Origin of the sequence: Acinetobacter sp. WCHA45, from assembly GCF_002165255.2 — a bacterium.
Classification (GTDB): domain Bacteria; phylum Pseudomonadota; class Gammaproteobacteria; order Pseudomonadales; family Moraxellaceae; genus Acinetobacter.
On sequence record NZ_CP028561.1, the window covers coordinates 2,746,266 to 2,762,284 of the forward strand.

At 36.8% G+C, this 16,019-nt stretch carries 11 protein-coding genes and 2 pseudogenes; 9 read left to right on the forward strand and 4 right to left on the reverse strand.

From position 1 onward, the window contains the following. The first annotated feature begins 22 nt into the window (after nucleotides 1-22). Together CDG55_RS14565 and CDG55_RS14570 are read left to right on the forward strand one after the other, a co-directional pair. Nucleotides 23-775, forward strand: a complete 753-nt coding sequence (locus CDG55_RS14565; protein WP_087537530.1) for a S1 family peptidase — start codon at nucleotides 23-25, stop codon at nucleotides 773-775. 21 nt (nucleotides 776-796) lie between these two features. Further along, a pseudogene (locus CDG55_RS14570) lies at nucleotides 797-1,790 on the forward strand (IS3 family transposase); the annotation flags it as partial. Here the strand turns inward: CDG55_RS14570 and CDG55_RS14575 are convergent. The 3 genes and pseudogenes from CDG55_RS14575 to CDG55_RS14585 form a co-directional block, all read right to left on the reverse strand. Continuing rightward, nucleotides 1,720-2,706 (reverse strand): annotated as a pseudogene (locus tag CDG55_RS14575) (IS110 family transposase). The pseudogenes CDG55_RS14570 and CDG55_RS14575 overlap by 71 nt on opposite strands. 464 nt (nucleotides 2,707-3,170) lie before the next feature. Further along, entirely contained in the window at nucleotides 3,171-3,464 is a 294-nt protein-coding gene (locus CDG55_RS14580; protein WP_000221358.1) for a type II toxin-antitoxin system RelE family toxin, read from the reverse strand. Next, a complete protein-coding gene (locus CDG55_RS14585; RefSeq protein ID WP_000246755.1) occupies nucleotides 3,454-3,699 on the reverse strand; it encodes a type II toxin-antitoxin system RelB/DinJ family antitoxin in 246 nt (81 codons plus the stop codon). Before CDG55_RS14585 ends, CDG55_RS14580 begins: the two co-directional genes overlap by 11 nt. Nucleotides 3,700-3,999: 300 nt before the next feature. Here CDG55_RS14585 and CDG55_RS14590 point away from each other — a divergent pair, with 300 nt between their 5' ends. From CDG55_RS14590 to CDG55_RS14620, 7 genes are all read left to right on the forward strand, one after another. Beyond that, nucleotides 4,000-5,523: a TerC family protein gene (locus CDG55_RS14590; protein ID WP_087536625.1), complete on the forward strand. Its 1,524-nt coding sequence runs from the start codon at nucleotides 4,000-4,002 to the stop codon at nucleotides 5,521-5,523. A gap of 483 nt (nucleotides 5,524-6,006) precedes the next feature. After that, on the forward strand, nucleotides 6,007-6,204 hold the full coding sequence (locus CDG55_RS14595; RefSeq protein ID WP_111313931.1) for a transposase: 198 nt from the start codon (nucleotides 6,007-6,009) through the stop codon (nucleotides 6,202-6,204). 81 nt (nucleotides 6,205-6,285) lie between these two features. Then, nucleotides 6,286-6,918, forward strand: a complete 633-nt coding sequence (locus CDG55_RS14600) for a hypothetical protein (RefSeq protein ID WP_228252560.1) — start codon at nucleotides 6,286-6,288, stop codon at nucleotides 6,916-6,918. Next, nucleotides 6,915-9,095, forward strand: a complete 2,181-nt coding sequence (locus tag CDG55_RS14605) for a hypothetical protein (RefSeq protein ID WP_087536626.1) — start codon at nucleotides 6,915-6,917, stop codon at nucleotides 9,093-9,095. The genes CDG55_RS14600 and CDG55_RS14605 overlap by 4 nt, the downstream gene beginning before the upstream one ends. Further along, nucleotides 9,092-12,049, forward strand: a complete 2,958-nt coding sequence (locus CDG55_RS14610) for a tyrosine-type recombinase/integrase (RefSeq protein ID WP_087536627.1) — start codon at nucleotides 9,092-9,094, stop codon at nucleotides 12,047-12,049. The genes CDG55_RS14605 and CDG55_RS14610 overlap by 4 nt, the downstream gene beginning before the upstream one ends. 682 nt (nucleotides 12,050-12,731) lie before the next feature. Beyond that, the gene (locus tag CDG55_RS14615; protein ID WP_020899953.1) at nucleotides 12,732-12,953 is read left to right on the forward strand and encodes a helix-turn-helix transcriptional regulator; all 222 of its coding nucleotides are present in this window, start codon (nucleotides 12,732-12,734) and stop codon (nucleotides 12,951-12,953) included. Nucleotides 12,954-12,957: 4 nt separating this feature from the next. Then, nucleotides 12,958-14,217 (forward strand): type II toxin-antitoxin system HipA family toxin, encoded by a 1,260-nt coding sequence (locus CDG55_RS14620; protein WP_087536629.1) that lies wholly within the window; start codon nucleotides 12,958-12,960, stop codon nucleotides 14,215-14,217. A gap of 337 nt (nucleotides 14,218-14,554) precedes the next feature. On the opposite strand, the gene CDG55_RS14625 is transcribed toward CDG55_RS14620, so the two are convergent. Continuing rightward, nucleotides 14,555-15,991 carry an amino acid permease gene (locus CDG55_RS14625; RefSeq protein WP_087536630.1) on the reverse strand — a complete coding sequence of 479 codons (1,437 nt, stop codon included), beginning with the start codon at nucleotides 15,989-15,991 and terminating at the stop codon, nucleotides 14,555-14,557. Between the last annotated feature and the right edge of the window lie 28 nt (nucleotides 15,992-16,019).

Below are 16,019 nucleotides of genomic sequence, written 5' to 3' on the forward strand. Positions count from 1 at the left end.
TATTAGATATAATCGTATAAGGATGAGTAATCGTCCTTATTTTGATAGAGGGATTATATTTGTGTGTAATAAATATCAGATTATTTTAGCAAGTCTATTATTTGGGCTTACACAAATCGGATGGGCGGATATAAGTCCACAGCCCCGTATTATTAATGGCAACATAGCATCTAATACACAAACTCCATGGCAAGTTGCTCTTGTTACAAATCCTTTCGATGCTTATCAATCTTATATTTGTTCAGGCAGTCTGATTGCTGATCGTTGGGTGGTGACAGCGGCACATTGTATTCAAGAGCTTAAACAAAAGAATAAAGATGCTTATGTATTGGTCGGCACACATCATTTACAAGATACCCAACACGGACAAATCATCAAGGCTAAACAAGACTATATTCATGAACAATACAATGATCAGACTTATGATAACGACATTGCTTTAATCGAATTAGTAGAACCCGTTAATTTTAGTCAATGTGGCAAATCATGTCAGACTATCGATGCAATTTATCCAGAAATAGAAAAACAATATGCACCTATTTCGAGCTTTGTACAGATTGCAGGATGGGGCATAATCGAAGACTGCGAAAATAGTCATTCGCTCATCTGCCAGCAATATTCAGGGCAAATGATCAGAAATCCCGAACTTTATCCAACAATACTAAGATATACCACTTTAAAACTGAGCCATTGTCTATCTGCTTCATCTTTATATAACAATAAACAAATTACAGAGAATAAGAGATGGATCCGGAAATTTGAACAACTGCTATAAGTGATATTCTGCTCCTCAAATATTGATCTTAAAAAGTTACATGCAAAAATCGGTGAGCAGGCATTAGAAATTGATTTTTTAGAAGGTGTGTTGAAGAAACTGGGCCGCTTCAACCACAAAAGTTAATCGATCACTCACTTCAGATATCAGTATCTAAACAAGCTAAGTTACTGAAAGTCTCTCGGGGTTGTTATTATTATCGCCCAAAACCTGTTAGCTCATCAGATCTGAAACTGATGCGGTGTATTGATGAATTACATATGCAATATCCTTTTGCAGGTAGCCGTATGATGCGTGATTTGTTGAATCGTCAAGGACATCATATAGGACGACGTCATACACGTACTTTAATGAAGAAAATGGGTATTCAGGCGTTATATTGCAAACCAAATTTAAGCCAGGCTAATCAAGCTCACCGTAAATATCCATATCTGCTCAAAGGATTGGCTATTCAGCGCAGTAATCAAGTGTGGTCTACGGATATAACGTATATTCCTATGGCAAAAGGTTTTGTTTATTTATGTGCTGTGATTGATTGGCATAGCCGCAAGGTACTTGCGCATAGGGTATCGATTAGTATGGATGTGGATTTTTGTATTTCGGCTTTAAATGAAGCGATTGAAAAATATGGATCACCTGAAATATTGAATACAGACCAAGGCAGTCAGTTTACCAGTGATGCATTTATTGATGTATTGAAATCAAATGGCATTCAAATCAGTATGGATGGTAAACTTGCGCAGTATACTGCTCATAGGTAGATAATGTGATGGTTGAACGATTATGGCGGAGCGTTAAATATGAAGAGGTGTATCTCAAAGCTTATAGCAGTGTCACAGATGCGAAAAAGCAATTGAGTGCATATTTTGAGTTTTATAATTTGAAACGACCTCATTCGAGTCTAGACATGAGATACCGTCTTGGTAGTCAATCAGGTTTTGAGATTATTCGACCAATAAATAATCTCTTTGATAGGCAGTCTGATGTTTTAAAACGCCATAACACAGATGTATAAGCTTGCGCATTGCAGCACCTAAAGCACACATTTTATTTTTACCCTGGCTTAATAATCGTTGATATAAAGCTTCAATGTGTGGATTATATTTAATCGCTGTTAATGCTGACATATACAATACTGAGCGTATTTTACTGTCACCTGCTTTTGATAAGTGACTTTGCTTGTTGACTGAACTGCCAGACAACTGATGTACTGGAACCAAACCTACATATGCAGCAGCTTGACTTGCTTTTTCAAACTTGTGCGAATGAAATAACCCCAACAGTAATAAGCCTGATCGTTCACCGATTGAAGGAATAGTTTGCAGTAATTTCAAATCCTGTTTCAATGTTGGATCTTGATCTATGTGATTATTTATTAACTTATCAATATGTTCAAGTTGCTGATTTAAATACTCAATATTCTCTTCAAGTAATTTAATCACAACAACGGAGGTATGAGTGGACTGCGCCTTTTCAAGTCGATTCTTTTCCTGCAATAGACTACCTAGATAGACATCTCGTCTGCCTAGTAAAGCTTTTAATAATCTGACATTTTCAGGTTCAGGCTGCCATATGATTAACTTTGCGGTGTAACCATAACGTGAAAGAGCTTCACTATCAGCTTTATCCGTTTTATTTAGCATGGACATGCCTTTGGCAAAGGCTCTTACTCGTGAAGGATTAGCCACACAAACCTTTACACCTGCATCATATAGATAATATCACAAATTCTCATGATAAACCGAAGTCGCTTCCATGATTGCTGTCACTTGATCAGGTTCAATTTTAAGAGTGATTAGCCATTTGAGCAGACTGCCAAAGCCACTTTCTGTATTAGTAAATATTTTATTTTTTCTTTTTCCAGTCAAACCTTGAGGGAAAATGCAACAATCTATTTTGGTTTTACTGACATCAATACCTAGCATAATCATGGTGATATTCCTTGAGTTTAAGCTATGATTTTTATCCCATTAACCATCATCTTACCTTGTGAATACAGCATCAAAGTGCTTAGTTACCGTTCAGAGTTGTATGAGGGATAAGGGCAAATTGTAGGTTTTATCTCAGGTTCAAATTTAAGATTTTAGCAGCACTCCAAACTCTACAATTTGCGTATAGTGGTAGCTAATCACTATATCAATCAAGATACAAGAAGCACTGCTTCGCAAGGCTAAATGAATTTTACTATGATCAGCTTCCCCAACAAAACAAGGTGGCTTAACTAGAGCGGAATATCACTTATAAATACGCTTTTAGTTGTTCAAACAAGTGGGACCACCTCTGTAATCCCACCGAAAAATAAAAGGGTTTAAAAGTAGAATGTTTTTTAGGAATTCTAAAATTAACATAATACACCTTATACGAAGGCAAAAATGGGAGCTATAAGCTCCCATTTTTAGTCTTTAATTCGCTTTTTCGCTTCGTCATAAACTATGCTATCAGCTCGTTTTCCGACGGTAATGAGCAGGATAACTACCTGATCATCTTTAACTTGATAGACAAGTCGGACACCAGCTTTTAATAATTTGATTTTATAGCAACCCGCAAGATCGCCTCTAAGCATATTCTTTGGAATATGTGGCTGCTCTATGACTTTGGCTAGTTTCTTTTTAAATTGATCTCGTATAGCAACAGGGAGTTTTTCCCATTCTGCTGTAAAGTCCTTGTGACGTAAAAGCTTATAAGTCATCTAATGTGACTTCCTCAAACATCTCTTTAGGATCATTAATCCGCTTACGGACAAGAGCTAATAGTTCTTCATCTTCTTCCGAAAGCAAAGCTTTTTTGACAGGCAGTTTCCCAGTCGTAGCAACATACTCAAGAATACTAGTGAAGAAATCCGTAGGTGCAATACCTTGCTCTTTAAGGATTGAATAAGATTTTTCTTTAAGGGCTTCATCGATCCTGAAGTTAACAGTAGCCATCATATTTCCCAAGTATTTAATGTACTAGGAATAGTGTAATGCAAATTGCATTACAAGTCGACTTCGCATAACAGCCATTATGTTAAATGGAGATGTAACAGTTTAAAAATTATAATTAAATTAACCTTTTTAAAGAGATAAATTTTGCAAAAAAATCATAAAAAAGCTAAACCCTGAACTTTAAGATTATGCATAATCAACTTAGGTATATTAAAAAGGTTAAACTTAGATGGATCCTTCACCAGGAATAAACTTTAAAAAAAGCAAAACTTCTCTTAGATTTTTAGAGGAGATGGTCTAATGGAATTCTTGTTAGATCCTGGAATTTGGGTAGGTTTACTCACCCTGATTGTTTTAGAAATTGTTTTAGGTATCGACAACCTAGTCTTTATTGCCATTCTGGCAGATAAACTTCCTCCTGAGCAGCGCGATAAAGCTCGTATCATAGGTCTATCCTTAGCATTGTTAATGCGTTTAGGTTTGTTGTTTGCGATTGCTTGGTTAGTCACGTTGACCAAACCACTGATTACAGTTTTCGATTGGACCTTCTCTGGTCGAGATCTGATTCTTTTATTTGGTGGTTTGTTCCTGCTTTATAAAGCGGTCAGTGAATTGCATGAAAGAATGGAAGGTAAAACAGAAGTTCATGTTACAACCAATGTTGTATATGCAAGTTTTACAGCAGTTGTAGCTCAGATCGTAGTGTTAGATGCCGTGTTCTCATTAGACTCGGTTATTACTGCGATTGGGATGGTAGATAATATTTATGTGATGATGGTGGCTATGATTGTAGCGATGGTTGTCATGTTAGTTGCATCTAAACCCCTCACCAGTTTTGTAAATCGTCACCCTACAGTAATTATCCTCTGCTTAAGTTTCTTGCTCTTAATTGGTATCAGCTTGATCGCAGAAGGTTTTGGTTTCCATATTCCAAAAGGTTACATTTATTCTGGTATCGGTGTTGCAATTGTGATTGAAGCTTTTAACCAGTTTAGCCAACGTAATGCGAAAAAACATGAATCAAAAATTCCATTACGCCATCGTACTGCCGATTCAATTTTAAGATTGATGGGTGGAAAAATGGAAACGGTCTCAGATAGTCCTCGTCATGCCGAAGCTCAAGAAGCATTTGCGGATGAAGAACGCTATATGATTGGAGGGGTACTTACCCTAGCTGAAAGATCGGTTGCTTCTATCATGACTCCACGAAGTCAAATCTCCTGGATCAATGTAAACGAGACACCTGAAAAAATCCGTGAACAGGTATTGTCTGTCCCCCACAGCCTATTTCCCGTTTGCCGAGGTAGTTTGGATAAAGTCTTAAGTGTCGTTCGTGCTAAGGAAATATTAGAAGTACTGGATGATCAGGAACAGCTGAATGTACTAATTAAACGTCATCGTCCAATTTTCATTTTTGAAAATATGAAAGTGATTGATGCGATTAATACTTTACGAACGTCTAAAGGTTCATTGGTTTTAGTCAATGATGAATTTGGTAATGTACAAGGCTTAATTTCACCGCTTGATGTATTTGAAGCAATTGCAGGTGAATTTCCTGATGCAGATGAACAACTAGATTTGGTAAAGCTAGATGACTACACGTGGAAAGCATCCGGCATGTTAGATCTTTATCAGCTTGAACTCGTATCAGGATTAGATCTGGTAGAGTACGATGCAGGCTATATCAGTGTTGCAGGGTTGATTCTGGATAAATCTAATGGTGTGGTAGAGGTTGGATCAACGCTAGATTATCAAGGTGCACACTTTGAAGTAACCGAATTAGAAGCCAATCGTATTAAGACTGTTATGATTACTTTAAGATAATGAGCAATTGAAAAAGCCCTCATAAAATTATGGGGGCTTCTTGATTCAAGCTATTCGTTCGTTAATAAAGAAACTTCGGCTAGAGTATAGCCACGCTCATATAGAATACTTGTTATAGCTGCTCTAATGTTTTGACAGTTAGATTTCTTATTTTTTTTGAGTAAGTCCAAATCACTATAACCGCTTAAGTTATATTTTAATTCGAGGACTTTTGAATTTGGTGATGAATAAAGAGAATGTAAAAACTTACGTATTCGGGGGCGCATATGGGGCTTAATCAGGAAATGAAATATCACTTTATCGTATTTTAAAACAATAAAAAAGTAGATAAGTAAAAAATTCTACAATACTTAATTGGTGAGTTTTAATTTAAGTATCAGTACTTTAATTAAAGTTAAGCTGATATTCATCAGTTGTAATCTTAATTTTCATATTTTCTTTGAGTTGAACTAAGAGCTGAATTAGGGCAGAGTAAAACTTGAAGTGCGACATAAGCGACAATATATACAAGATCTATTAGCCCAACATGGGCATCAAATACTTTGGTTACCACCTTATAGTCCTGACCTTAATCCTATTGAAAAAATGTGGGCATGGGTGAAAGCAAAAAGGAAAAAATGGTTGGTTAACTCAATAGATAAGCTTTTTAGTCGTTTCTTTAACGCGTGTATGGGTAATTAAACGGTTTGACTATATAGTGAAATTTACAATTTAATTACACAATATAGGGTGCGCAACTCTTGACTCTCCCATAAAAAATACGTGAATATTATAGCTTATTTTTCAGCCACTTGGCATAAATATGGGGAGACATCAGCATATGTCTATAAAAAAAAAGCTATTGAAAGTCATCGTGTATCTTCAAAAAACTTACAATTAATGTGTTATCCAAAATGTATGCATGCCTACCAAATCTGGATTGCTCTATTTTTTCAGCTTAATGAGAAACAGCAAAACTATCACTTGAATTTAACTTTTAAGCAGAATATCGAAATCCCTCTTCTGACAACAGACAAAGCTGATCACTATTTTTTTAGTAGTCATTTCAGCTGGATCTATGCCTATTTTTACAGCAAAAATAAAAATGAATTCAAGTTCAGAGCTTATGAGAAAAATAATTCCTACGAATTCACCATCATGGCTTTAAGCGAAGTAAAGGCCTTACTATGTTCCGGATTACATCACTCAATTCATGGCTTAGATATCATCGCACATTGGCTAAATGAACAATACTTAGCCGCACATCTTCAGGAAGTTTTCGGTCAGGAAGTTCTAACTATCAATCATCTACGAGAACTATCAGGGCTGTCTAAATCCAAAAGTCCGGTAAGTTCTATTTCAAATTATACAGGTCCATTGTCATTAGAAAAAATTCTGGCTGGAATATCATCATGAACGGATATAGTTACTTAGAAGATACTCAAGAATTAAAGCTTGAGCCATTTCGAGACTTCTATCAAGCACTGGCGGAAGCAAAACTGAAAAATGATCAGGACTTCTTTAAGCTGAATGATTTCATCCAACCAACTGAAGTCGTTAAACTAATTAAAATTATGACTCAGCATCCTACTGATCTATCGATTAGTAAATATCCATTGGCGCATTATCTCTTGGCACTGATCAACACTCCATCAGCATATCAATCAAATGCACTGAAATGGGCCATTTTCAATACTCAATGCATTGAATTACTTGATAGCAAAGAACATGCAGCTACTGTAGCTAATCTTTGTAGGCGTTTTCGTTTAGCAAGCACAATTGAACAATACTATTGGCTTTACAATTTTTTACCGTCTCTTCCGATCGAATTAGACGATCTTGTTAAATTTCTAAAAAAAGCTGAAACTGAGAATGGAAAATTATTTGACGAATCCAAAGAGAGTTTAAAGAAAACGGAAATGGGCCAATTGGCAGAAATCCGCGTTATTTATACGTATACCTATACTCAATCAGAACGTCAAAAAAGAAATCGTCAAAGTAATCCAAACACCCCAAAACAGTCTCAAACTGACGTTAAAAAGACATTAAGAATTTCACTTGATGGAGAAAAAACATATCAAACTCATTTTGAGCGAGGTGTGGCAAAACAGCCACCTGAGGATAAAACTATAGAAAAAGTTGAAGATCATAATTTTGAATTTAACTCACTAGAGCAATGTTCTATTACAGCTCAGATCAATAATCTCAAAAATAAAATTCTGCATCAAAACAAGAATGAGCTAATGAACAAGCCAAATCCTCGGGTTTTCGATTTACCTACTGCACGGCACGTTATGCAAGTTTTATTTGAAGAAGCAGAAAGTTCTCCCATTCATGCTTTACTTCTATTTTCAGTACTCAGCCTTACTTATTATAAAGATCTGCCAGTTTTCCAAAAAAACTCACGAATCACTGCAAAAAATAAAAAGGTTTTACTGAAGCCTGACTCGTGTTTCTTCAAACAAAGCTTTGAAATCTCTAAATTCAAAGATTTTGTTTTGAAAGAACATATGCTGAATACCATAAACTCTTTTACAATTCCCTTGCCTCAAGTTTACTTTAAAAATATTTTTCAACTAAAAAAGTGGGATCATGCAAAAATTGATTCAAAGGTACAAGAGCATTTACGTAGCATCAATAAAGAGCTGACTTTCCAGCTAACTCAACAAAATCTCCCACGTTTACTCAGTGACATTACATTGAATGAGCTAGGTTATGAATTGGAAAGTAAGTTACTTAGCGGCGTAAGCGTTCAGCACTATATTCCATGCCATTACTCTTCAACACAGATCATAGATATTCTCGATATTTATAGCCAAACACTTTATCTAGTTTGCCCGCAGCTCAACAGCAGTTATATCGAAGAATTTAAATCTCCTATTACTTTCGGTAGTCAGCAAACACCAGATCTGCCACTGGTTAAATCTTTATTTAAACAGCTTGATGAACAAGTTCGGAATAATCCCAATCCCTTTCAGACTTTAAATCATTATTCAATCTGGCTTTGGCATATTTGCATGCTGACAACTTCAGCACGGCCGAGTGAGTCCTTCCCACCCAATCTAGATTATATTGACCTTGACAACCAATTGATGGCTGTTGCAGATAAAGAGCAGCGTTATTCGGGCACCATTGGACGCTATTTACCTTTTAATAATTTTCTCCGTGATGAAATACAGCATTACCTAAAGTATTTGAAACATTTTCTGCACCTCACTAAAGCCTATCTGTCGCAAGAACAAGTACAAGCAATCCAAGAGGTCTTCGATGGTGAACATCTCTTGCTCTTATTTTACGATTCGAAAGGAGATATCCAAAATTTAGAACTTTCTGATATTCAAAAATTCTGTACAGAAATAGCCCTTCAGCGCAATTGGACCCGCCACTTTTCTCGTTATTTTTTTGCACAATACTGCAATGAAGATATAGTTAAAGACATCTTTGGTCATGACGAAGCAATGCAGGGACTGTTTGATCGTTATTCGGGTTTTCAGGCAACTGATTACGATCATATTCGAGTAGCACAAGACAAGCTTGTCGAAATATTAGAACTTAAAAGTATGTCTACATTTAACGGGTTCCTGATTGAATGAGTAAACACCCACACTCCCTCAAAAGAATAAAAAAGCATAGAAAAAACAAAGCATTTCTTCTGAACTTGTTTAGTGAGAAATGTATAGAGCTGACGCCTGAGAACTATTCGGAAATTTGTCGTCAAGTTGATAATCAGCTTTTAGAACACTGTAAGTCAAACATCCGTAGCTATCAGATGGCACGTATAGAATTTGCTAAATATATCAAGCGCTTTAATCTTTCATCGAATCACTACTATCCAGTGCCTGCCGCTCCCGTAAGGTACGAAAGGTCTCTGCCACTACAAAATATTGAAACCTTAAAACATGGTAAAAAAGTTACTCAATTTGCCCAAAATATGATTGCTTACTGGACAAAACATAATGACTTCAGTCTAACTCAATCACTTGGCTTCTGTTTGATCAGTTCAATATTATTTAATGGCATTTATAATGAGAACGAACTACAAAAGTTTTTAAAAATCATTTTAAAAACAAAGAAATTTCAAAGTTTTTTAAACCTGAATCATATTGTTTCACTTGATATCCCGAACCGGAATTTCGGTAATCAGCGTATATATGACCCTGATTTTTCAGTCAGCTATACCAAAACGTTTGTGCTACACGACATTGTGAAATGCTGGATCTACAGACTAAAACATCAAAAATTTGATTTATTTTCGGATATTGAAGATGCAGAACATCTGATTAACGCTTGTATTATTGAATGCTTCCCTGAGGAAAAGGTGCGTTGTAAAGACCTGTTAAAATACGGTTTTTACTATACACAGTTCCTGAAAAACAGCGGGCTGGATCAAATGTCCATTTGTATCTTAAAAAATGAAATTTATAGTTCCAGTCCTCTTGAAAAACAATTAGCAGCTTATTTTAGTCAGCCTGAACCCACGCCTACCCATACGATTCAGAAAGTTTATGAGAACCCTCAGAACCAGTCTACAGTCACTATTGCATTAGATATAGCCGATATTTTAGTAGAAATACGTCAAGCTATTCGTGCAAAAAACTATAGCGATCAACTCATAGAATTATATGCTAAAGAACAATCTCCAGCCTTGGAACGTTTGCTGCTGTGGAGCATTCTACGCTCAAAATTAACGGAACCTCAACTGGACCTTCTAAATCATATTATTCAGCAGCAGCAACGATTTAAGCGCAAGCTTATACGTGCAGATTTTCAGCCGCTCAAGCAAAGTTCTCTGAAGACCATGTTTTCACAGTTTGCAGTCCATTGGCTGCAGGCAACCCAAGACAAAGATATTTCATCATTTTCAGATGCTGATTTTGAAGATTTGTATGGAGAAATGCTTCTATTAAAGAAAGAAACAACTAGAGCAACTCTACAAAAACGTCTACAGGAGTTTCATCACAAACAGACCCTATTTTTTAACGCACCCACTGTTGATCTGGATAATTTAATCCAGGTAAAAATCTGCAGAACCGCATTGATCTCGCCCCATATTTTTCACCACATGCTAGAGCAGCTCGAAAATACTCAAAATATTTCGATTCAGGATAAAAATATATTTAAACTGATTTTTATTCTGGGGTTCAGAGTCGGACTACGGATCAATGAAACATTGAATATCTTCGTACGTGATCTATTTATTAGTGAAGATGCTGTGATAATCACTATTCGCAACAATCGCAATAAAAATCAAAAAAGCTACTCAGCTTACCGCAAGATTCCCCTGCATCATCTACTTAAAGCCGACGAATTACATGCATTTAAAATATATAGTCAGAATAGAAAACGTCTGCTAAAAGAACAAGGAAAATCAGTTGCACAACCGCTGTTTTTAAAACAGTCCTTAGAAGAAACTCATGAAAATGAAGTGAATTCCCTATTGAAACAATTGATCCAGCCAGTTTTTGGAGAACACAATTTTACTTACCATAGTCTGCGCCATTCTGCATTTAATCATCTTTACCTGATTTTAAAAAACTCAACACTTTCAGATGCATTTACTGACTATAGCCCACATGAGCAATTACGTATCCGTTATGCATTGTTGCGAAACAGAAATACTCAGCAAACCTGGTATGCACTTTCTCATTTTGCCGGGCACCTAACCCCTGACACGACCTGTTCAAGCTATCTGCATTTAATGCATCTGGCAATTAGCTACCAGCTGAATCAAATGCACAGCCCACTTCCTAAAGAAGCCTATTTTAATATTCTGAAACATGATGATTCTATTAAATATCCTGTTCAGCAGCGGGCGATCAAACAGTTTTTATTTGAGCAACTCACTAAAGACCGTTACAGGCAACATGATCATCAATTTCAACTAGGTCAACAGAAATCGCCTGATTCACTGATGCTAGGAGCTCATGACTCAGCGATGACTTTTGAATTATTGCATCACATTCTTGCAGTAGAAAAAGAACAAGACCTTATGTTACCTGAAGCCATTCCTTTGCAAATCGCGCAAAAATTACGTGCTAGAGCCCAGCATTTGAAAACCTCCTATGTAAACCAAAAAAAATCATCGAGGTTATTTACCACAGATTTTTTAAGGAAAACTCCGAATGCATTGGTCACCATGTTGCCAACCAATCAGGAGGAGAAAAAAGTCATTCACCATGTCCAAGAGCGTTATGCAAATGTACAAAGTAAATATAAAAAACAGCTTCATACGATCTACTCAATTTATCTTGAAAAAGTTCAGCCCAATTCAGCCCAGTTAATTTTTGAACTGAATGAAAAACGGCAACTGAAGAAACTTCTTTCTTTTATTCATAGCTTATTTCCCAAGAAATATCTTCATCTAGAACTCTCTCAGCAGAGCAAGATAGAGCTCAAAAAGACATTACAGGATTTAACATTACGGGCAGAAAATTTTAGCCTGAATGAGGAGGAAGAGCGAATCAAGTTCTCTTTCAAGTATAAAGATGCAAAAGCACTTGGGGTATTCAAACTACTGATGTATCTAATGATCGTTTCTCATCTTTAATGCAAATTATTGGATAAGTTTGCCACGCATTCTTATTCGTGGTTTACCAGTCATTCCTGTAATGATTTAATATGGACTTCCAAGCGTGAGTGATTAAATTAATCATCTTAAAGAGCAATAACTGTTTGTCCCACTAGCCAAATAATGTCTGTCCAAGTTAGCACAAAATTTAATGATCATTTAAACAAGAATTTGCAGTATTGATTTACAATTCGAAGTGATTAAAAAAGCATAAATTGCCGCAGCACAATGAAATTGAAGAAATATTTTCAGAATATGATGAATAAATTGTGAATCGGTACCCAATAAGTTATCAGAAAAGATGAACCACTGCCCATAACCTCATTGCTCCAAACCACTTGTGCCAGATATTCCAGATTGAACTGATAGCAAATACTGGTTCCTCGCGACATCAGGCGAAACTGATTAAGCTTAAAGCAGGTTGTTAGACTCTATTAAATTGTAAATGTCTAATTAGACTTCTTTAGTCTAATTAGATCCAATCAGGCCAATTAAGCACCCTCCCTACATCAAATGGTTTATTTTTATAAATCCATTATTTTGTGTTTTAATAGATATATATAGATATAAGATACAATATTATGGATTTAAATTTCAAAAACCTGAAGAGGTTGTCACGTTATTATGTGAAAGGCTTCGCAAAGAACGACTTTATCTGGAAATGACTCAGGCAGACGTCGCTACACGTGCTGGTATTAGTGTGAATACAGTATCTAATCTGGAAGCTGGTCGAAATGTTTCATTTGAAAATTTAGTGCGCGTTGCCATGGTATTGGGCCGATTAAAAGAATTAGAGGAACTCTTCAAACCTCATTTAAACAGTGTAAATGACATTCTCCGCTATGAGAGCAATACGGCTCGCCAACGTATCAAAAGGAAATAAGTGCATGCTCAAAAAACTTAATGTTTACTACAATGGATGGGGTGAATATTGGCTTTGGGGTACACTGGTCTCCTCAACCGCAATCACAGGTCGGCCATTAATCGCCTTTGAATACAGTGCAGAAGCGATCAGTAAAGGTTTAGAACTTTCCTCTTACCTACTTCCATTAAAAGGTGACTCATTAAGAACGAACTTTCCTACACATCAAATGGGATTGCCAGGTCCTATATATGATGCCTTGCCCGATGGTTGGGGCATGCTTCTTATGGATCGCTTATTTAAAAAAAATGGACTCAATCCAGCACGGATTGGGCCATTAGAACGACTCACGTATATCAGTATACATGCGATGGGGGCGTTATCCTTTGAACCTTCAGCACCTGAGTTAACATTAACTGAAAATATTCCACTGATTAAACTCGCTCAAGAAGTTCAGGAAGTTCTCAAAGGAGAAGGTGCAGAATTTTTACAGCATTTATTAATTATGGGTGGATCTCCACAAGGTGCAAGGCCAAAAGCGCTCGTCTACCGTGATCCTGTCACCAACGAATTCTCAACAGTTAGCTCACATCAACATGAAGCATGGCTGATCAAATTTCCCGCTCAGCAAGAGCATCCTGAAGTTTGTGCAATTGAAGCTGTTTATGCAGAATGTTTACGTCATTGTGATATTGACACCCCTAACACCCAATATTTTACTCTTCCGAATGGATTAACCGCATTTGCATCAAAAAGATTTGACCGCCACGATGGCATGCGTATCCCTATGCAAAGTTTAGCAGCCTTCACTGGAGCTGATTTTAAATCACCAGGGAGTTTAGACTACAGCAACTTTCTTCGCGCTGCACACTTTTGCACCAATGATGTTCGCGAAAAAGCAATTGCATTTAAGCGAGCTGTTTTCAATGTAGTCTTCAATAATCGAGATGATCATTGCAAAAACTTTTCATTTCTGATGTCCCAAAATGGACAATGGAAACTCGCCCCTGCCTATGATGTTACTTTCTGTGAAGGACAAGGGGGATATCATCAAATGGATATCATGGGTGAGGCACTAGATATTCCTCGACAAGCTCTTGTAAAACTTGGTACTCAGGAAACGGAACTTTCTGCCCAAGAAGTCGATGAAATTATTAGTTCGATTTGTAAGGTTGCAATCCGATTCAGCAATATCGCTCATGATCTATTACCTGGACAAATTCAAGCAGAGACTATCCAAATGATCCAAAATAGGATTGAGCATAATATTCATTTATTGAATTGAATATAAAAAATTTTCATGAGGATCAAGAATCATTATATTAAATTATATATTGTTATTATTTCTCATGAAAATCAGCATCAAAACATAGGTGACTTTTACAAACTAAAATGTCTAAAATAAAGTGACCAAAACTACATTAAATGATCTAAATTGATCAAAATTTTACCCCACCGAAAACAACATACAACCAATTAAATCATATATTTACAATTAATGTAATTTAATGACGTAAATCTCGGTGACCTTGCCAAGGTTGGTGGAATGTTCATCTCATCAATAAAAAAGGTGCCTCATTGAGATAGAGACACCCGTGTTTTAGTTCGGTCAATCTATCTGACTAAACAACTGACTTTTCATTTAATCGGCGCATTCTCGGTTTATAGAGCACACGATAAGTCACGCTTAAAATTAAAATCCATAACGGACTAATGTATAAGGCTTTCAAGGTATCGGGCTCAAGCGCCAAAATCACTAAAGTAAACATCAAGAACGCGATCACGATATAAGACATGAACACCCCACCCGGCATTTTGAATGTTGATTGGGCATGTAATTCAGGACGTAACTTACGGTAGCGGATATAACACACCATAATCAGACTCCAGACGCTGATAAATAGAATCACGCATAAAGAGCTTGCTAAGGTAAATGCTTCAATCGTATTTGGCACGAAGTATTGTAGTACCGCGCCCCCCATGATGAATATACAAGAGAAGATCAGACCATTGGCTGGAACAGCACTCTTTGATAACCGACCAAAAGCATTAGGCGCCTGACCATCTTTCGATAAACCAAATAACATCCGACTCGTTGAAAACACACCACTATTCATGGATGACATCACCGAAGATAACACCACAAGATTCATGATAATCGCAGAAGTCACAATCCCTGCATTTAAGAATAATTCAACGAAAGGACTTTTATCCGCACGAATATGATCCCAAGGTGTCACAGACATCACCACGAGTAAAGCCAAGACATAGAACAAAATAATACGAATCGGAATCGCATTAATCGCCTTGGGTAAGTTCTTGTGAGGATCTTTGGTTTCAGCGGCTGTTGTTCCGATTAACTCCACTCCAACAAACGCAAAAACTGCGATTTGGAATCCTGCTAAGAAGCCATCTAAACCTTTGGGGAACATCCCACCATGCGACCAAATATTACTAAATGAAGCAACGCTACCATGTGGTGCAACAAAGTGGCTGAAAATCATATAACCACCCACCACAATTAATCCCATAATTGCCAAAATTTTGATTAAAGCAAACCAAAATTCGACTTCACCAAACAATTTGACCGTAAGCAAATTCAACGCTAAGACAAATAAGACACAGCCCGCACTAATCATCGCCTGACCAATTGGCGTAAAGGTTGTGCCGTCAGGCAACCAAAAGCCAAGATAATTAATCACAGCCGCTAAGTCAGCGATACCGACCAAAACCCAACCTAGCCAATACGTCCAACCCAAATAATAACCAGCCCATGGACCAATCAGATCATGTGCCATATCTACAAAAGATTTGTACTGTAAGTTTGCAAGTAATAACTCTCCTAATGCACGCATCAGGAAAAAGAACATCCCACCAATAATCATATAAATGAACAGAATAGATGGGCCTGCAAGGGAGATCGTTTTACCTGAACCCATAAAGAGTCCTGTACCAATCGCACCACCGATCGCAATCAATTGCAAATGGCGATTGGAAAGTTTCCGTTGTAAGTCTTGAGGTGCATCATCACCTGAAGACTGATTATGTATCACCGTCATAAAAAAGTTCCTTTTTACTACTTCCTAA

Excerpts from the sequence above, each read along its gene's own strand:
- CDG55_RS14565 (WP_087537530.1), top strand. The coding sequence starts at position 23 with ATGAGTAATCGTCCTTATTTTGATAGAGGGATTATATTTGTGTGTAAT.
- CDG55_RS14580 (WP_000221358.1), bottom strand. The coding sequence starts at position 3,464 with ATGACTTATAAGCTTTTACGTCACAAGGACTTTACAGCAGAATGGGAA.
- CDG55_RS14585 (WP_000246755.1), bottom strand. The coding sequence starts at position 3,699 with ATGGCTACTGTTAACTTCAGGATCGATGAAGCCCTTAAAGAAAAATCT.
- CDG55_RS14590 (WP_087536625.1), top strand. The coding sequence starts at position 4,000 with ATGGAATTCTTGTTAGATCCTGGAATTTGGGTAGGTTTACTCACCCTG.
- CDG55_RS14605 (WP_087536626.1), top strand. The coding sequence starts at position 6,915 with ATGAACGGATATAGTTACTTAGAAGATACTCAAGAATTAAAGCTTGAG.
- CDG55_RS14610 (WP_087536627.1), top strand. The coding sequence starts at position 9,092 with ATGAGTAAACACCCACACTCCCTCAAAAGAATAAAAAAGCATAGAAAA.
- CDG55_RS14615 (WP_020899953.1), top strand. The coding sequence starts at position 12,732 with ATGACTCAGGCAGACGTCGCTACACGTGCTGGTATTAGTGTGAATACA.
- CDG55_RS14620 (WP_087536629.1), top strand. The coding sequence starts at position 12,958 with ATGCTCAAAAAACTTAATGTTTACTACAATGGATGGGGTGAATATTGG.
- CDG55_RS14625 (WP_087536630.1), bottom strand. The coding sequence starts at position 15,991 with ATGACGGTGATACATAATCAGTCTTCAGGTGATGATGCACCTCAAGAC.